Genomic DNA, 17,562 nt, shown 5'->3' with positions numbered 1-17,562 from the left:
GCGGTTCCGCTTGGTGTTTAGGATCGGCTCGGGGGCGCCATTCCGGCACACCCCGGCAATCCTTGTGACCTTATCCATCCCATTCCTGGAACGGCACATGAACGCCCGTGTCCGCACGGTGGTCCGGGGCCCCTCCCGAACACGTCGGCCGACCAGGACGGAAACAGTGAAAGGCGATCCGCATGGACCGCACCGCGCGGCCCCACGCGCACCTCACCCCACCGGCCCCGACGCCCGCCGTCCCGGGCGCACCCGACCCCGCCGTGTTCCCGGTGGCCGCGCTGCTGCGGCGCGCGCAGGCCGGCGACCACGTGGCGATGAACGACCTGCTGGTACACATCACCCCTTTCGTCGGGCGTCTCTGCCTGCCGATCGCGCGTACCCACAGCTGCGACGCCGCCCAGGAGGCGATGCTCGCGATCTACCGCGGCCTGCGCGGCCTGCGCGAACCCCTCGCCTTCTACGGCTGGGTGCGCTCCATCGCCGTCCGGGAGGCCGTCCGCACGTCGAAACGGCTGGCCCTGGAGCACACCGACGGCCTGCCCGACGTCGCCCCCGACGGCGACCCCCTGGGCGCCGTGCACATCAGCGACGTGCTGGACCGGCTGCCCCGCGAGCACCGCGAGATCCTCACGCTGCGCGCCGTCTACGGCCTGAACGAACGGGAACTGGCCTCGGCCCTGCGGCTTCCGGTCGGCACCGTGCGCTCGCGGCTGCACCGCGCCCGCCGCAACTTCCAGCGGGCCTGGACCCACCAGCCCGCCTGAACGGAGCGGCGCCCGGGCGCCGCACGGGCCCGGCCGGCGGCGGGCCCGGATTCAGGTCACGGTGGCCCTCGTCCGGTAGCGGGCCCGCAGATGGTCCCCGGCGTCGACCGCCTCGCGCAGCAGACAGAGCGCCCGCCAGATGTCCCGGTGGCTCAGGAACAGGGCGTTGACGCCGAAGCGGAGCAGGTCCGGGGCCCGCATGTCGCCGATCACCCCCCGGTCGGCGAGCGCCCGCACCAGCGCGTACGCCTCCCGGTGGCGCAGCACGACCTGGCTGCCGCGGCGCCCGGGCTCCCTGGGGGTGACCACCGTGAAACCCCGGCCGTCCAGCAGGGTGTCGGCGCAGTCCTGGAAGAAGCCGGTCAGTGACAGGCTCTTGGCCCTGACCTGCGCCAGGTCCACTCCGTCGAAGGCGGTGAGCGCGGCTTCCAGGGCGAGCAGCGACAGGATGGCGGGGGTGCCGATCCTGGCCCGGCCGACGCCCTCGGCCGGGGTGTAGTCGCCGCTGAGGCCGAACGGGTCGGCGTGGCCGTTCCAGCCGGTGAGCGGGTGGTCGAAGGAGGCCTGGTGACGCCGCGCCACGTAGAGGAAGGCGGGGGCTCCCGGGCCGCCGGACAGGAACTTGTAGCCGCAGCCGACGGCGAGGTCGGCCCCGAGCTCGTCCAGCCGCACCGGGAGGGCGCCGGCCGCGTGGCAGAGGTCCCAGAGCATCAGGGCGCCGGTCCGCTGGACGGCGCCGGTGAGCGCGGGCAGGTCGTACAGTTCGCCGGTCCGGTAGTCGACCGGGGAGTACCCGGCCACCGCGACGCGGTCCCCGTGCCCGGCGAGGAAGCCCGGCAGGTCGTGCGGCGGGACCCGCTCGACGGTGAGGCCGAACAGCCGGCCCACGGCGTCGGCGACGTACTGGTCGGTGGGGAAGTGGGCCGGGTCGGTGAGCAGCAGCGGCCGGCCGGGGCGCAGCCGGGCGGCGGCCCCGAGCGCGTTGAACAGCTGGACGCTGGTGGAGTCCCCGGCCAGGGTCTGGCCGGGCGCCGCGCCGACCAGCCGTCCGATCGCGTCCCCGACCCGCAGCGGTGCCTCCCACCAGCCGGCGTCGTTCCAGGAGCCGATCAGGCCCCGGCCCCACTGCCGGTGGACGGCGTCCTCCAGGGCGGCGGGGACGGCGGCGGGCAGCGGACCCAGGGAGTTGCCGTCCAGGTAGACGACGCCGGGCGGCAGCAGGAACCGTTGCCGCAGCGGGGCCAGCGGGTCGGCGGCGTCGAGGGCCTCGGCCCGGTCGGCGAGGAGGCGGTCGGGGCCGCTCGCCGCCGTCACCGTCGCGGGCCCGGGTGTGCGATCCCCCTCCGGACCGCTCCGCCGGTCCCGGATACGTTCAGACATGGCCACCTCTTCGTCTGGGCCCGCCGCTTGGCATGGCCTCCGACAATGAAGAGGCTGACCAGGGGCCGCCCTATCCCGCCCCCCGCGTGACGAAGGACACACGCCGGACGGCGAGGCGCCCCGCCGTCGGCACCGCGCCGCACACCGTCCCCGAAACGCCGCCGGTCGCCGGCCGGCCGCCCGCAGGCGACGGCGGCCCCGCGCACCCCCGCCACCGGCCGCCTACCAGAGCCCCGGCCCGGCCGGCCGGCCCGGCGGGCCCGGGCGGTAGGGGAAGGGCCGGTACGCGTGGAGGAAGCGGTGGTAGCTGCGGGCGGTGCCGACCAGGGATTCCATCCGCAGGACGTGTTCGATCGCGTCCAGCTGCCCGCCGGTGGCCGTCAGCACCCAGTGCGCGGTGCCCGCCACGGGGCGGGCCTCGGCCACCGCGGTCCGGAGGCAGGCCGCGTCGACGGCGGCGAGCCCGGCGATGCCGCGGGTGCCGGCGAGGGCCTGGCGCAGGAACGTCATCTCCGTCTCGGTGAACCGCAGCCGGGTGCGGCCGGGGATGTCGCCCTCCTCCTCGGGCCAGGGGGCGACCGGGCCCTTCCGGAGTTCGCGGTACTTCAGCAGCAGCCGGCCCTCGGGGGTGATCCGGGCGGCCCAGGCCGGCGGTCCGTCGGCGGTGGCCAGCGTCTCCAGGACGCTCTCCGGGGCGAGTTCGCACAGCCGCTCGGCGGTGAGCCGGCGCGCGGCGCTGGCGCGCCGCCGCGACCACGACGGGGCGGCCGGGGCCGCGGCGAGCCACCCGCCCTCCTCGGCGGCGACGTCCTCCAGCAGCTCCACGTCCTCGGCGCGCAGCGGCATGTCCCGGCCCCTTCGTCGTCCTGGCGTCGTCCTGGCGGTGCGCCGGCCGGCACGACCCGCGCAGCGGGACTCTACGCCCGGGGCCGCCCGCGCGCCGGTCTCTTCGCCGACCGGGGGCGGCGGCACCGCTCCAGGGCCTCCCGAGCTAGAACTCCCGTACGAGGGAAGCTCGTTCGCGCGAGCCGGGCGGGCCGTCAGCCGATCGTGACCCGCAGGTTGGCGAGCACGGCGGAGCCGTCGGCCGCGACGGCCAGCACCCGGCCGCCGCGCTGCCAGTACGTCACCGCCCCGCCGTGCCGCCGCACCCGGACCGGGGACCGGTCGGCGCCGGGGAAGAGGGCGAGGCCGGTCGGCGCGGAGGCGGCGCCCTCGCCCGCCGTGAGGCGGATACCGCGGCCGCCGTCGAGGGCGCGGCTGAACGCCCAGTGGTCGCCGTCGGCGGTCAGGCCGGCCGGCTCGTCCCCCTGGCCGGCCGGCCCGTCCTCGCGGGCAGCCGGCTCGTCCTCCTGGACGGTCAGCCCGGAGTCCGTCCCCTCGCCGAGGAAGCGCAGCACCGTCCGGCCCGGCTCCCGCGTGGGGTCGGGGTCGGGCACGATCAGCCGGCCGCTCGCCAGCACCGTCGCACCGGTCACCGCGGCCGGGTCGAGCGCGGTCCTGGACCGCAGCTCCCAGCCCGGCAGGTCCCAGCGCCAGAGCTCCGTCAGCGGCGCCCCCACGGCCGGGCCGGAGACCACCACGGCCGCGCAGCCGGACGGGGTGCGGGCGATCCGCCCGGTCACCCCCTGGTCGCCGCCGAGTTCACGCCAGACCACGGTGGGGCGGCGGGCCAGGGTGTCGAGGACGGCGATCCCGTCCGCGTCCACCGTGATCAGCTGCCGGCCGTCGTAGGACGGCACGATCTGCCGCACCCGCAGGGCGGTCCAGCGCCGTACGGCCCGGGTGGCGAGGTCCAGCCGGGAGACCTCGGCGACCTCGCCGTAGCGGGCGACCAGCAGCGCGGTGCCGCCGTGGTCGGCGAGCACCAGCTGGTCGGCGGGCACGTCCCAGCGGGCCCGGGTGCGGCCGTCCGGGCCGAGCAGCCGCACGCCCGCCTGGCCGCACGCGACCAGCAGCGAGCCGGAGTCCAGCAGCGCCGCGTCCAGGACCGGGAGTGTCCCGGGCCGGTCGGCGGCGGTGGCGGCCCAGCCGGCCCCCGTGGGGCGGGCGGAGCGGCGGGGCCTGGGCAGGTCGGCGGCGGCCAGCGGGTCGGCGCGCTTCACCAGCCCGTCGAAGAGGGCGCGTCCGGTCCGGTGGTCGAGGGAGCCGCCGAAGCCGCCGTCCCGGACGACGGCGCGGGCCGCGGCGGTGGCGAGTTCACGGTCGGCGGCCCGGTCCGCGCCCGGCAGCCCGGCCAGGGCGGCGGCCAGCGCGGGCCGGCCGGTGGTGTCGGGGTGCCCGTCGCCGTCGAGGACGGCCAGCGCGAGCGTACGGGTCGCCTCGCCCGCGCCGAGGGCGAGCAGGTGGGCGAGGGCCCGGCCGCGGGCCGGCCCGCCGAGGGCGACGGCGTCGCGCAGGTCGGCGGCGACCGTCGGCCGCAGCGTCTCGTCCGGCCAGGCGGCCTCGACCGCGCCGAGCCGGTCCCCGGCCGCACGGCGGTGCTCGGCCCAGGCGGCCCGCAGCTCCCGGGCGGACTGCGGGTCGGTGGCGGTGAGCCGCTCGACGGCGGTGGCGAACGCGCCCCGGCGGTAGGCGGTGCGCACCGCCCGGTCCCGGTCCCCGGCCCGCCACCAGAGGCGGACCACCAGGTCGGCCGCCAGCTCGCGGCCTTCGGCGAGTTCGGCGGCCTGGGCGCCGCGGCCGTGCCGGTCGAGCAGGGCCACCGCCTCGGCGGGCGCGTCCAGCAGGTCGGCGAGGACGAACGCCGCCTCGTCGATCCGGCCCTCCCGCTCCAGCCCTTCGGCGGCCTTCCGGTAGAGGTCGGCCAGGAGTTCGTGGACGGTCGGGCCGGAGAGCGGCGAGACGGCCGCCGCCCGGCCCCCGGCGTCCGGGGTGGGGCGCAGCGGGCCGGCGAAGCGGCGGGGCAGCCCGAGTGAGAGCCAGGCCCGCTCGGCCTCGGGCGACTGCCCGGAGAGCCGGACGGCGTCGCGCAGGGCGTCCTCCCAGCGGCGCTGTTCGAAGGCGCGGGTCAGTTCGCGCAGGTAGCGGGCGTGGCGGCCGCGGACGAGGCGCGCGGCGGGGGTGCGCAGGGCCAGCCGGGCGAGCAGGCCGCCCAGCCGGGACCGCCAGGACGGTCCGGGGTTCCGCCGCCCCTCCGCCGCCCCGGGGGCGGAGGCCTCGGAAGCTGTTCCCGGGGCGCGGCGACGCAGCGCGAAGGCCGCTCCGATGAGCAGCCCGGTCAGCAGCGTCGACGGGTGGAGGCCCCGCCCGGCGACGAGACGGACGAGACCGGCGAGCAGCGGCAGGCCCACGAGGACGAACAGCAGGGCGAGGCCGGCGACGGCGACGGCCCGGCCGACCGGGGCGGGCAGCCGGGGCAGGGACCACCAGCGGCGGGGGCGGTCGCCCCGGGCGCCGGGCGCGGTCGGCCGACGGGACCACCAGCGGCGGGGGCGACCCCGCCCGGCGGGCGCGGTCAGCCGACGGGCCCGCTCGGAGCGGGGGCCGATTCCGGCGGCGGTCCGCAGGTCCGCCGCCGGGCGCCGCGGCCGGTCGTCGAGCACCGGTTCGGGGGCGGCCGGGGCGCCGACCGGCCCGAGCCGGTGGAGGGTGAGGCCGGCCGGGTCGAGCCAGTCGGCGGGCCGCAACTTCGCCAGAACGGCGATCTGGTGACGGTCCATCAGCCCTGCGGTGGTGAGCAGCAGCTGCCCGGCGGCGGCCTGCGCGCCGTTGGTGCCGACGGCGACGAGCGCGCCGTCCCGCCCCAGCAGCGGCAGCCCGGGGGCACGGTCGGCCCGGGTCCCGACCGGTTCGGGCAGGACGAGCAGCCAGCGGCCGTCCGGCAGCCCGCGCAGGTCGGCGCCGTCCTGCCAGTGGGCCAGGACGCGCCCGGCGGCCTCGGCCGCGCCGATCAGCGGCACGTCCAGCACGAAGCCGGTGGCGTCGACGGTGGCACGGAACGCTCCGGCGGAGGTGGCGCTCACTGCTCGCTCCCGATCAGGTGGTGGATCCGGCCGCTGCCCGCGTCGCCGACCACGATCCGCCCGGGGTGCGGTTCGGCGGCGATGAGGGAGAGACCTGGGTGGACGGTCGCCGGGGTGACGCCGCCGGAGAAGCGGCTGAAGGTGCGGACGGCGTCGGCCCGGACGCTGCGCACCACCCGGGCGCTCCGGCTGCAGGTGATCAGCGCCGGCCGGCCGTCGTCGTGCCGGACGAGGCCGATCACCTCGGCATCCTCCCGGAAGGTGATCAGGCTCCGGTCGCCGGCCGGGGTGCGGACCTCCCAGGCCTTGCCGTCGGCCGACCAGGCGACGGCGGTGCCGCCGTGGACGAGGTGCGGCGCGTCCTGGGCCCCGGGTGGCAGCGGGTGGTCGAACGCCCGCGGATCCCGGGAGCGGTGGTACCGCGCGCCGACGGCGCTCGGCGCGACCGGGCCGTCGTCGTGGACGGATCCGTCGGGCGCGATCCGCCACCAGCGGCCGTCGAGCGGGAGCGCGAGGCCGTCCCCGGCGCGCAGCAGTGGCAGGACGGGGCCGGTGAGCAGGGTGTCGAGCAGGGCCTGGTGCAGGCCGAGGGCGACCCGGTCGGCGGTGTACTGGCCGGGCTCGCCGAGCGGGCGGCCGCTGATGTACGGGACCAGCCGGTCACCCTGGACGGACAGCGCGACCAGGCGCCGGCCGAGGCGTCCGGCGGCGACGACCGGCCCGTTCAGCTCGTGGCGACGGGTCCGGACGGGGGTGACGCGCTCCGGTGCGCCGCTCGGCAGGTTGACGGCGAGCAGGGTGGCGGCGTTCGCACCACGGGCCAGCAGGGTGCGGGCCGCGGTGGTGAAGACGGGGTGCGCTCCCCCGGTGGGGCCGGCCGGCAGCGCGGCGGCGGTCGGCGCGCTGCGGCGGAATTCGGCGCCGCGCAGCGCCCGGACGGCGATGTCGGTCGCGGGCAGGGGCAGTTCGGCCCGCGCCTCGCCCAGCCGGACGGTGACCGAGCCGGCGCCGGCCGCGGTCCAGCGGGCCTCCTCGCTCGCCAGCACCCTTCGCCGGGAGGGGAGCCGGTCGGCGAGCCGGGGCGAGGTGAGGACCCAGGCCTGGTCGGCGGCGTCGAGCGTGCCGCAGGCACGCCGGACGTCCTCGGGGGTCGGGTCGGTGCGGCGGCGGGCGTCGAGCCAGTGCGGCAGCAGTTCGGCGAGGTCGCCGTCGAGCCAGTGGCCGGGCCGGTCGCCGAGGATGCCGACGAGCAGTTCGGTGCCCCGGGCGGCGGCCCTGCGGTGCAGGACGAGCAGGGCGGCGAGCTGGACGAGCCGGCCGGCGCCGGCCTGGGCGGGCCCGGTGTCGGCCAGGACGACGATCCGGCCCCGGCCGGCCGGGGTGCGGAACTCGGGTGCGAGGTGGAGGAGTTCGCCGTCGACCAGGCGGCGCAGGAACTCGTCGGGGTACTCGTCGGCGAGCAGCCACTCGGAGGGCAGCAGCTGGTCGGGCCGGCCGGAGCGGGCCAGGCCGCCGTGGCCGTCCGGGGTGCCGTGGTCGTCGGTGGCGGGTTCGCGTTCGCCGGCCAGGGCGTCCAGGCGGCGCAGCAGGGGGCCGAGGGCGGTGGCGAGTTCGGGGGTGAGCGCGGAGAGGCCGGCGGCCCAGGGGGCGAGGGCGGCGGGCAGCGGCGTGGTCATCGCGGGTCGCTCCCGGTGCCGCCCGGACGCGTCGTGCCGCCGGTGCTCCGGGTGTACGGCTCCAGGGCGGCCGGGTCGGTGGTGGGCGGCGGCGGATCGGCGACCAGGGCGTGGCCGGGCAGCAGGACGCAGAGCTGGCCGTCCCGGGCGCCGAGCGCGGTGCGCCAGAGGGCGGCGGCGGGCCGGGGGCGGGCGGTGGTGGGGACGAGCAGTCCGGCGTCGCGGCCGAGGTAGCGGGCACCGTCGGCCCACGGCAGGTCGTCCTCGGCGCCGAGGACGAGCAGCGCGCCGTCGTCGGCGACGGCACCGAGCCGGGCGCCGCCGGTGAGCCGCTCCCGGGTGGCGGCGGCCAGGGCTGGCACGTCGGGGCCGAGGGCGAGCACGGCGGCGGCGGGCAGCGGCGGTTCGCACCGCTCCCAGCGGAGCGGGAGCGGCGGCGGGGCGGTGGTCACGAGGGTGCGACCACCGCGACGAGCTCGGCGCGTATGCCGGCCAGCCCGGCGGGCAGGTCGGCCGGGTCGAACCCGGCGTCGATCTCCCGCAGCGCGGCCTCCAGCCGCAGCCGCGAGTCGCGGCCGTCCGGCAGGGTGCGGTGTTCGGCGAGCAGGGCCGTACTCTGCCGGGCGAGCCGGTCGGCGCGGGCGGCCGAGCTGCGGGACAGCTCCTCGGCGGCGTGCGCCAGGCTGCGGTTGGCGGACTTCTCGACCAGGTCGGCCAGGGTGTCGCGGGCCAGTGCCTGGGTGTCGGCGGTGGGGGCGATGAGCGGCAGCACCCAGAGGTCGCGGGCGGTGCCGGCGGTGCGGCCGTCGAGGACGGCGGCCGCCGCGACCAGCTTCTGCGAGCGGACGGCCCGCCGGTCGCTGACCGGGACGCCGGCGGCGCGCAGCCGGCGCAGGGCGGTGCCGAGCAGCGGGGTGACCTCGTCCAGGTCGCAGTCGCGGGCGGCGGCGGCCAGCCGGTCGACGGCGCCGAGCAGGTCGGCGGGGCGGGCCGGGGCGGTCGCGGGCCGGCGGCCGGCTTCGAGCAGTTCCTCCAGCCGGGCGTCGGCCACCGGTTCGACGAAGACCCGGGCGAGGAAGCGGTCGGCGAAGGCGGCCAGGGCCGGATCCTCCGGCAGGTGGTTGGCGGCGCCGACGCAGACCCGCAGCGGGCTGGCGAGGACGGTGCCGCCGCGCCGGAAGACCCGTTCGTTGAGCAGGCCGAGCAGGGTGTTGAGGACGGCCGTGGAGCCGAGGAACACCTCGTCGAGGAAGGCGATCTCGGCCTCGGGCAGCATGCCGGCGGTCTCGAACTCGACCCGTCCTTCGCGCAGCCGGCGCAGGTCGACCGGGCCGAACAGCTCGTTGGGTTCGGTGAACCGGCCCAGCAGGTACTCGAAGTAGCGTCCGCCGAGCTGCCCGGCGACCCGGCGCACCGCCTCGGACTTGGCGGTGCCGGGCGCGCCGACGACCAGCAGGTGCTCGCCCGCGACGGCGCAGAGCGTCACCACCTCGGCCACCGTCTCGCGGTCGATCATGCCCTGCCCGGCGGCGGCCACGGCGGCGGCGATCAGCTCGGCGTCACCTGCCGCGGCGGTGCCGCCGGCGCCCGGGCGGGTGGTCGGGGTGGTGCTGGTCTCGGTCACGAGCACCGGAGTCTACGGGGGGTCCGGCGGCGCCCACCAGCGGATTGACGCTCGCCGCGCGGTCCCGGGGCCGGGGCCGCGCGGCACGCCGGGCCCCGGCGGCTCGGTCCGGGAGGCCTTCCCCGCCGTGGCCGTCGAGACCTCCCCCGGGCTGTTCGAGCAGCCCCTCCACAACCGCTCACACCACGGACCCGGGCCGGGCGCCGTCGGAGCGCTGGGCGCGGTGGGCGGCGACCCGGACCCGGGTGGCGCAGCGGGGGGTGCAGTAGCGCTGGGGGGCGCGGCGGCCGGTGTCGATGAAGTAGCGGGCACAGCCGGGGGCGGCGCACCGGCCCCAGGCGCAGCCGCCGCGCTCGCCGAGCCAGAGGGCGAGGGCGAGGGCGGCGGTGGAGGGGAGCCAGTGGGTGAGGCCGGCGCCGGCCGCGGCCTTCGAGGTGACCGGAGCCGCCGTCAGCCGGGTCCGCGAGGTGGTGCGCGGCCACGGCGTGCCGGACGGCGACGTCTCGACCTCCCGGCTGGACCTGCAGTCCTCGTGGAGCTACGGCGGCGGCGAGCGGCAGTTCCTCGGCTACGAGTGCACCGCCTCCTTCGTCATCGAGCTGCGCGAACTCGACGCCCTGGAGCGGCTGTTGGTGGACGTCGTGGAGGCCGGGGCGAACCACGTGGAAGGGGTGGAGTTCGACGTCCGCGCCAAGCGGGAGCTGCGGGCGCGGGCCCGGGAGGCGGCCGTCGCGGACGCCCTGGAGAAGGCGGAGCTGTACGCGCGGGCCGCCGGCGTCCGGCTCGGCCCGGTCGTGCGCATCAGGGACGTGGACTCCGAACAGCCGGGCACCGGCTACGTCGGCCACAGCCAGGGCGGCGGCGAGGGCTCGCTCGCGCCCGGCGCGATCCGCGTCTCGGCGGGCGTACTGCTCGGCCCGGCCATCATCGGCGGCTGACCGGACGCTCCCGGAGCTCGGCCCCGGCGGGACGGGGCGGGGCGGCGGGCGGTGGACGGCCGCCAGTCACCCCGCCCCACCCGGTCAGGCCTGCCAGTGCGGTTTGCCGCTGACCATCCGGCAGGTGATCATCCGGCCGTTGGCGTCGTGGGTGCTCTTGTCCAGGTCCGCGTTCCGGCAGAACTGGCCCGCCTGGTAGCAGTTGCCCGCGTTGGACCGGATCTCGCAGGAACCCGTCGCCCCCTTGGCCGCTTCGGGCTCGGGGTCGGTCGGCGGCTGGGCGGTGGTGATCTTGGGCTGCGGCGCCTTGGTGGCGGGCGCCTGCGGCTTGGCCGTGGTCGGTGCGGGTACCGGCGCCGGCGGCTGGGTCGGCTGCGGCGCCTCCGTGGTGGGCACGGCCGCGGGCGTCGTCACCACGGGCGGAGCCGGCACGGGCGCGGCCGCGGTCGCCACCGGCGCGGGGGTGGTCGGCCCGGGGGTGGTCGGCTCGGCCGCGGCCACGGCGGCGGGCGAGGAGGAGGCGGCCGTGGCACCGTCACCCGCCGCCGGGTCGCAGCCGGTCAGGGCGAGACCGACGGTGAAGACGAGTCCGGCGACGGCGGCCAGGCCGCGATGGCCGGCGCGTATCCGTGAAGACATGGGGGAAGAACGCTCCGTTCCGCTGGGGTGAGGTTCACGATTCAACCAGAACTGCGACACGGCTCGCGCACAGTTCCCGCACCTGTTGGCAGATCGAGATCTACGGCCCACGGAACGTCAGCGCACCGGCCCGGCCCCGTTCCCCCACCGACGCCGTCACCCGGCCGACAGCTCTGACATGATCGGCCCGCCGGGCGGAAGGAGTCCCCGCATCATGCCGGACAGCAGACCCCCACGCGACAGCATGAGCACGGAGGAGTGGACCGAGGCTCCGCCGCCCCGGGCGCCCAGGGGCGGGTGGCCGAAGCTCCTCGGGCCGCTCATCGGCCCGGCGTTCCTCCTGGTCGGCATCGTCTTCTCGGCCGGCCACTGGACGGTGTGGCAGCTTCAGCGGCACCTCGCGGGTCTCCGCCGTGGTCGACGAGGTGCGGTACGGCCGGCCGGAACAACGGACCGACGCCACCGAGGCACTGGTCACCGTGGAACCGGACGGCCGGCGACAGCCCGCCGTGGTGGACTCGCCGCACTCGGCGCCGGACCGGCCGTCCGCGGGCGACGCCGTGACCCTGCTGCACGACCCCCGGCGGCCGGGCCATGCCCTCTTCCCCGCCCAACTCGGCTGGGCGGACACCCTCTTCCCCGGCCTGCTGTTCTGCGCGACGGGCCTGGCCGCCACCGCGGCGGGCACGGTGGCGACCGTCCGGTACGTGCGCGGCCGCGAGGGCTGAGCACCGCCGGGCAGACCGGTGGGGCCGCCCGGCGGGCGCCGGAACGACCGGCCGCGCGGGCCCGCCCCCCGGGAGGGCAGGCCCGCGCCAATGCCGTTACGGCACCCAGTAGTTGCCGGAGGCCACGATCATCGACTGGAGCTGGACGCTGCTGCCGTAGTAGAGCGAGCTGTCCACCGCGGTAGCGGCCAGCTTGCTCCAGAGCGCGTCGAGCCACGCCTGCGAGCCCGGGTCGGTCATCGCGGTCACCACGAACGGCGCGGTGAACGCCAGGTCGTGGCCGCTGTCGAAGGCCGAGCCGTTGAGGTGGTAGCCGCTGACGATGTTCGCGGGACTGCCGCCCGTCTTGGCCTTGACCCAGGTGTTGAGCCTGCGCGCCGAGGCGAGCGAGGCGGCGTCGCCGCTGGTGACGGCGTCCGCGCCGATCCGCCACGGGTCGCGGCAGGCGTTCCAGCTGTAGTCGCCGTCGTTGGCGCTCTCCAGGACCTTCCCGGGCGCCGGTTTGGCGGTGCCGTTGGTGTTGACCACGAAGTCGGCGAGCAGACCGGTGTTCGGGGCGTAGCCGCTCTGCTGGGCGGTGATCAGCCGCTGGTGGGCGGTGCGGACGGTGTCCCAGGCGGCGTCGCCGGTGGCGGTCCGGAACGCCCGGAAGTGGTCGATCATCCAGTCCGAGGAGCGGGTGACGTAGTAGGTGGAGTCGCCCCTGCTCGACCAGTCGCCGAGCAGTGTCAGGTGGGTGCTCGGGTTGATCTCGCTCGCCATGATCGCGTTGATGTGCCGGACCGCCAGGGCCTTGTAGTCGTAGCTGCCCGAGCTGCCCCACTGCCGGTCGGCGAGCAGCAGCCCGTACGCGACGTCGAGGTCGCCGTCGGTGGCGGAGTCGGAGCCGTCGACGGACCGGCAGGAGGAGTCCTGCTCGGCGGCCAGCAGGTCGGGGTTGTTGACCGACTTGTGCGCCAGCATGTACTTCACCATGCCGTCGAAGACGGTCCTGGCGTTGGGGTCGGCCCCGGCCATGGTGGCGGTGACGACCATGCCGTAGCCCTGTCCCTCCGCCACGTAGGGGTGGTCGGCGTCCGGCGAGAGCACCTGGTACCAGCCGTTGCCGCAGTTCTGCTTGACGAACGCGGCCTTCCAGGCGTTGTAGGCGGCGATCACCTTCTGGTCGAGGTCCGCCTGCGCGCCGGAGGGCTTGAGGATGCCCGCCGCGTACGGGTAGCGGTGGCTGCCGAAGGGCACGGCGGGCGCGGCGGCGGCTCCCGGGCCCGGGGCGGCCGAGGCCGCCGGGGCCGCGAGCAGGCCCGCCGCCAGGCCGGCGCCCGCGAGCAGCGCCGCGGCGGCCCGGAGGCGGAGGCGGGGGCGGGGGTTCGGCTGTGTCATCGGAGTGCTCCTCAGCCCTGGTACTGGACGACGATCCTGGTGAACTCGTACGGGGACTGCGCGACGCCGCTACAGGCGTCGGCGTCCGTGCCGGAGCCGCAGGCGCGGTCGCGGTTGACCGCCCAGAAGGCGAACCGGGCGAGGTGGTGCTGCCGGGCGTAGCCGAGGATGGTCCGGAAGTCGGCGGTGGTGACGGTCTCACCGGCCTCGTCGGTCTTCCCGTTCGTCGACGAGACCCCGGTGTGCCGGTAGGCCGCGTCGTCGCTGTAGCCGTAGGCGCTCTTGACCGCCGCCTTCAGCCCGTCCAGCGCGCTGACGGTGGCCTGGCCCATGGTGCCGCTGTGGCCGCCGAAGTCGAAGGGCATGATCACCCAGCCGTCGTTGGCCAGGCCGGCCGCGGCGCCGCGCCTGATCAGGTCCTTGCCGGTGGCGTCCGGGCCGCTGGGGGTGGTGCCCATGGTGACGTAGGTGACGATGCCGGGGTTCCTCGCCTTGACGGTCTTCAGCGCGTCGACCACCCGCTGACGGACCGTCGCGCTGGAGAACTCGGTGTCCTCGATGTCGATGTCCAGCGCCTTGAGCCCGTAGGCGTCGATCACCTTCTGGTAGGCGCCGGCCAGCGCGCTCGCGCTGCCGCACTTCTCGCCCAGCTTGTTGCCGCTCCAGCCGCCGACCGAGACGACCACGTCGCCGCCGGCCGCCCGGATCGACCTGATCGCGGCCTCGTCGGAGCCGCCGGTCAGCGGCCGGCTGCCGTCCCACTTCGGGTTGCAGCCGCCGTCGGAGAGGATGAACGCGAGGGTGAACCACTTCACCCCGGTCGCGTTCATCACGTCGGTCGGCTTCTGCGGGTTGCCCCAGCCCAGGTACTCGTACGGCGCGGCCGCCATCCCGGGGGCCGCCGCCCTCCCGGGCGCGGCGGCCGGCTCGGGCGGGGCGGCTGCCGGGGCGGCCAGGGCCTGGGGCGCGGGGGCCAGCAGCAGGGCGGCCGGGCCGAGCGCGGCGGCCAGCAGCGGGGCGGCGAGCCGGGCGGCCGTCCCGGCCCTGAAGGTCTTGTACATGCCAACTCGCTTTCGTCGGTCCACCGCACGGTGACGGCCGGTCAGGAGAGAGGCGAAACGGCCCGCACCGGCCGGCGGGCGACCGGAGCGGGCGCCTGCAGGACCGAGGTGACGGGACGGCCGGTCGACGACTTTCGTTAGGAAAGTTTCCCAATGGTCGACACTCTCAACCCCCTTCACCGCCGGACACCTTGACGCGGCGGATCCGGCTCCCCGCCATTGACGACCCGTCAACGCTCGGGCACCGGAAGACCGGCCGGCGGTTCAGCGCGGGTGCTCGACGTCCGCGCGGATGGCCCGCATGACCGGGGCGACGTCGGCGGCGGTGAAGCCGACCTTGGTGCTGGTGCCGTCGCCCTTGATGATGAGGCTGACCCCCGCGGCCGTGGTGGCGGTGAACCAGGAGCAGGTGGTGACGGCCGTGGTGAGCATGGCGTTCTGGACCAGCACGGTGTTGCAGATCGCCCGCCCGCCGTGCGGGCCGGGGTCGGTGTCCACGGCGTTGGTGCTGATCCGGTCCCCGGCGCCGTCGTTCCTGGTGGCCGGGGGCTGGTTGAGCGCGTCGTGCAGACGGTCGGGGTCGAAGCCGCTGCCGGTGACGCCCGAGTAGAAGATCCACGCGCCCTGGGCCCGGTCGTCGTAGTAGCCGTGGACCGGTGTGCCGGTCACGCCCAGGCGCTTGGCGTACAGCTGGGCATCGGAGTCGACCTTCTGGATCAGGTCGGCCGGGGGCTGACCCTGCCGGTAGCCGGCCGCGACCGGCGGAGCGCTCAGCACGTACGCCGCCCCGCCGCCCCCGGCCGGCGGGGCGGCGCCGTTCTGTGCACCGGCACCGTTCCGCGTGGCCGGCGCATCCGGTGCGGCTGCGCCGCCGTTCTGCGAGGCGCCGCCGCTCTGCGCGGCCGGCCCGCCCGACGCCTCACCGGGGAAGCTGCCGGACGAACCGCAGGCCGCGACCAGGAAGAGCGCCGCCAGCGCGCACGCCGCCGCCGGCACGCGGCCGGACCTGGGCGGGCGCCGACCAGACGGCGCCGGGCCGGGCCGCCCCGCTGTCGAAATCGAACGGACCATGCGCTGCCTCCTGGTGGGCGTGAACGGGACGTGCCCGGCCGCGGGCACACGTCTGCCGGGGCGCGCCGCCGAAGTCCGGTGAGTGGCGGCCAGTGTGACATCCCGTCGGCCACCTGACGGCCCCGCCCGACAGCGGCGCTGAACCCGGGCGACAGCAGGACTGGCACCCTGCGGCCCGACGCGTGGCAGGATGGGCCGCCGAACGACCCGGAGGAACCGAGGAGGAGCCCGCCCCATGGACCTCGACCCCCGGCGGCTGCTGGTCCTGGACGCCATCGCCCGCCACGGCGGTCTGGCCCCGGCGGCGCGGGCGCTCGGCCACACGCGGTCGGCGGTGTCGCAGCAACTGGCCAGCCTGGAGCGGGAGGTGGGCCTGCCGCTGGTCGACCGGTCCGGCGGCCGGCTCGAACTCACCGCGACCGGCCGGCTGCTGGCCGCCACCGGCGACCGGATCAGCAGGGAACTCGCTTCCGCCGTCGAGCAGTTGAGCTCCGCCGACGGGAGCCCCACGCAGGGCCCGGTGGCGATCGGCGCGAGTTCCTGGGTGATCGAGCGGCTCGCGGCCCGGGCGCAGCGGCTGCTCGCCCAGTGGCATCCGCAGGTGCGGCCGAGGTTCGTGGAGACCGGTCTGCCGGACGGCCTGCAACGCCTGCGCCTGGGCGGGCTGGACGTCCTGGTCATCACCGACGACCGGGACACCGCCGTACCACTGCCGCCCGCCGTACGGGCGTGGGTGCTGAGCGAGGACGAGTACCGGGTGATCGTCCCGGACGGCTGGGACCTGCCGGGTCACCCCGCCGAACTCTCCGGCCGTCCGTGGATCGGCGCCCCCGAACAGTCCGCCCGCGCCCGGGCCTTCGCCCGGTTCGCGGCCGCGCACGGCGTGGTGCCGTCGGTGGAGCACGTCGCCGAGCACCCGACCGCCCTCGCCGCGCTGCTGGCCGGGCAGGCCGGTGCCCTGATCATGCCCGCCTACCACGCGGCTCTGCTGGACCGGGCGAAGGTGACCGGCCTGCCCGTCACCGGCAGCCTGATCACCCGGGTGCTCCACCGCACCGGACACGCCCCCGGCGCCCCGGCCGCGCGGGCCGCGGCCGACGCGCTGAGGCAGGCGGCCCGCGACCACGCCGAGGCGGTGACCGCGGGCGCACCCGCGGGCCGGGACATCGTCGTCCGCCGCCTGCACGACCCCAGCGGCACCGACCGGCAGTGAACTCCCCGTCCACGGCGCGGCCCTGCCCCGGGGAGGCGAACACCGGCGCCGTGACCGTGCCCGCCTCCGCAGGACGGCACCGTCACGGCGGTCCGCACGAAGGTGCACGCATGTGCACAATGGCCCGGTGGATCTCCAGGACCAGCTGACCCAGGCCATGGAAGCGGCCCGCCCGGTACTCACCGCCGGACGGGTCGCCGACTACATTCCGGCGCTCGCCGCCGCCGACCCGAACGCCTTCGGACTGGCGCTGGCCACCGTCGACGGCGCCGTGTACGGCGTCGGGGACTGGGAGCAGCCGTTCTCCGTCCAGAGCATCTCCAAGCTCTTCACCCTCTGCCTCTCCCTGGCCGCCGGCGGCGACGGCCTCTGGCAACGGGTCGGCCGCGAGCCCTCCGGCAGCCCCTTCAACTCGCTGATCCAGCTGGAGACCGAGCACGGCATCCCGCGCAATCCGTTCATCAACGCGGGCGCCATCGTGGTCACCGACCGCCTGCACAGCCTGACCGGCGACGCCCGCGCGGCCGTCCGGGACTTCCTGCGCGCCGAGTCCGGCAACCCACTGCTCGACAGCGACTCGGTGGTCGCGGCCTCGGAGGCCGCGCACGGCCACCGCAACGCCGCGCTCGCCCACTTCATCGCCAGTTACGGCAACCTGGAGAACCCCGTCGACACGGTTCTCCAGCACTACTACGACCACTGCGCCCTCACCGCGAGCTGCCGGGACCTGGCCCTGGCCGGGCTCTTCCTCGCCCGGCACGGCCTGCGCGCCGACGGCTCCCGGCTGCTGAGCCGCAGCGAGGCCAAGCGCATCAACGCCGTGCTGCTCACCTGCGGCACCTACGACGCGGCCGGCCAGTTCGCGTACCGGGTCGGGCTGCCCGGCAAGAGCGGCGTGGGCGGCGGCATCCTCGCGGTGGTGCCGGGCCGGGGCGCCCTCTGCGCCTGGGGCCCCGCGCTGGATCCGGCCGGGAACTCCGTCGGGGCGGTGGCCGCGCTGGACGCGTTCACCACGGCCACCGGGTGGTCGGTGTTCTGAGCCGCGGCGGCCGGGCCCGGGCGGCGGCGCCCCGGACCGGCCGCTCGCCCGCGCGGGGCCGGTTCACTCGGCTCTCCCCGC

16 protein-coding genes are annotated in these 17,562 nt (G+C 76.9%); 5 read left to right on the top strand and 11 right to left on the bottom strand.

Going from position 1 to position 17,562, the window contains the following annotated elements; genetic code table 11:
* Positions 1-317 precede the first annotated feature (317 nt).
* The gene (locus ACIP82_RS32875; protein WP_400658810.1) at positions 318-767 is read left to right on the top strand and encodes an RNA polymerase sigma factor; all 450 of its coding nucleotides are present in this window, start codon (positions 318-320) and stop codon (positions 765-767) included.
* Between the two features lie 51 nt (positions 768-818).
* Here the strand turns inward: ACIP82_RS32875 and ACIP82_RS32870 are convergent, their stop codons facing one another.
* The 7 genes from ACIP82_RS32870 to ACIP82_RS32840 all read right to left on the bottom strand — a co-directional run bounded on the left by ACIP82_RS32870 (position 819) and on the right by ACIP82_RS32840 (position 9,710).
* Positions 819-2,147 carry an aminotransferase class V-fold PLP-dependent enzyme gene (locus tag ACIP82_RS32870; protein WP_363607603.1) on the bottom strand — a complete coding sequence of 443 codons (1,329 nt, stop codon included), beginning with the start codon at positions 2,145-2,147 and terminating at the stop codon, positions 819-821.
* A gap of 222 nt (positions 2,148-2,369) precedes the next feature.
* A complete protein-coding gene (locus ACIP82_RS32865) occupies positions 2,370-2,993 on the bottom strand; it encodes a hypothetical protein (RefSeq protein WP_363607604.1) in 624 nt (207 codons plus the stop codon).
* A gap of 194 nt (positions 2,994-3,187) precedes the next feature.
* Complete coding sequence (locus ACIP82_RS32860; RefSeq protein WP_400658794.1) at positions 3,188-6,112, bottom strand: bpX6 domain-containing protein; 2,925 nt, start codon at positions 6,110-6,112, stop codon at positions 3,188-3,190.
* A complete protein-coding gene (locus tag ACIP82_RS32855; protein WP_400658792.1) occupies positions 6,109-7,788 on the bottom strand; it encodes a hypothetical protein in 1,680 nt (559 codons plus the stop codon). The genes ACIP82_RS32860 and ACIP82_RS32855 overlap by 4 nt, the downstream gene beginning before the upstream one ends.
* Positions 7,785-8,240 (bottom strand): hypothetical protein, encoded by a 456-nt coding sequence (locus tag ACIP82_RS32850; protein WP_400658790.1) that lies wholly within the window; start codon positions 8,238-8,240, stop codon positions 7,785-7,787. Before ACIP82_RS32850 ends, ACIP82_RS32855 begins: the two co-directional genes overlap by 4 nt.
* Entirely contained in the window at positions 8,237-9,412 is a 1,176-nt protein-coding gene (locus ACIP82_RS32845) for an AAA family ATPase (RefSeq protein ID WP_363607608.1), read from the bottom strand. The genes ACIP82_RS32850 and ACIP82_RS32845 overlap by 4 nt, the downstream gene beginning before the upstream one ends.
* 178 nt (positions 9,413-9,590) lie before the next feature.
* Complete coding sequence (locus tag ACIP82_RS32840; RefSeq protein ID WP_400658808.1) at positions 9,591-9,710, bottom strand: CGNR zinc finger domain-containing protein; 120 nt, start codon at positions 9,708-9,710, stop codon at positions 9,591-9,593.
* A gap of 106 nt (positions 9,711-9,816) precedes the next feature.
* Between ACIP82_RS32840 and ACIP82_RS32835 the strand changes: the two genes are divergently transcribed.
* Positions 9,817-10,350 (top strand): SIMPL domain-containing protein, encoded by a 534-nt coding sequence (locus ACIP82_RS32835; protein WP_400658788.1) that lies wholly within the window; start codon positions 9,817-9,819, stop codon positions 10,348-10,350.
* Positions 10,351-10,434: 84 nt separating this feature from the next.
* Here the strand turns inward: ACIP82_RS32835 and ACIP82_RS32830 are convergent, their stop codons facing one another.
* Positions 10,435-10,989 carry a hypothetical protein gene (locus ACIP82_RS32830; protein WP_363607610.1) on the bottom strand — a complete coding sequence of 185 codons (555 nt, stop codon included), beginning with the start codon at positions 10,987-10,989 and terminating at the stop codon, positions 10,435-10,437.
* A gap of 413 nt (positions 10,990-11,402) precedes the next feature.
* On the opposite strand from ACIP82_RS32830, the gene ACIP82_RS32825 reads away from it, so the two are divergent.
* On the top strand, positions 11,403-11,717 hold the full coding sequence (locus tag ACIP82_RS32825) for a hypothetical protein (RefSeq protein WP_400658785.1): 315 nt from the start codon (positions 11,403-11,405) through the stop codon (positions 11,715-11,717).
* Between the two features lie 96 nt (positions 11,718-11,813).
* Here ACIP82_RS32825 and ACIP82_RS32820 read toward each other — a convergent pair whose 3' ends face one another.
* The 3 genes from ACIP82_RS32820 to ACIP82_RS32810 all read right to left on the bottom strand — a co-directional run bounded on the left by ACIP82_RS32820 (position 11,814) and on the right by ACIP82_RS32810 (position 15,154).
* Complete coding sequence (locus ACIP82_RS32820; RefSeq protein WP_400658783.1) at positions 11,814-13,097, bottom strand: glycosyl hydrolase family 8; 1,284 nt, start codon at positions 13,095-13,097, stop codon at positions 11,814-11,816.
* Positions 13,098-13,108: 11 nt separating this feature from the next.
* Complete coding sequence (locus tag ACIP82_RS32815) at positions 13,109-14,158, bottom strand: chitinase (protein WP_400658781.1); 1,050 nt, start codon at positions 14,156-14,158, stop codon at positions 13,109-13,111.
* Between the two features lie 264 nt (positions 14,159-14,422).
* On the bottom strand, positions 14,423-15,154 hold the full coding sequence (locus ACIP82_RS32810; protein ID WP_400658779.1) for a hypothetical protein: 732 nt from the start codon (positions 15,152-15,154) through the stop codon (positions 14,423-14,425).
* A gap of 310 nt (positions 15,155-15,464) precedes the next feature.
* Between ACIP82_RS32810 and ACIP82_RS32805 the strand changes: the two genes are divergently transcribed.
* Together ACIP82_RS32805 and ACIP82_RS32800 are read left to right on the top strand one after the other, a co-directional pair.
* Entirely contained in the window at positions 15,465-16,442 is a 978-nt protein-coding gene (locus ACIP82_RS32805; protein ID WP_400658777.1) for a LysR family transcriptional regulator, read from the top strand.
* A gap of 127 nt (positions 16,443-16,569) precedes the next feature.
* Complete coding sequence (locus ACIP82_RS32800; RefSeq protein ID WP_363607616.1) at positions 16,570-17,481, top strand: glutaminase; 912 nt, start codon at positions 16,570-16,572, stop codon at positions 17,479-17,481.
* Positions 17,482-17,562: the final 81 nt, after the last annotated feature.

Source organism: Kitasatospora sp. NPDC088548 (assembly GCF_044753005.1).
Classification (GTDB): Bacteria; Actinomycetota; Actinomycetes; order Streptomycetales; family Streptomycetaceae; genus Kitasatospora.
Note: the sequence above shows the minus strand (reverse complement) of the source record. Positions and strands in the feature narration are given on the sequence as shown.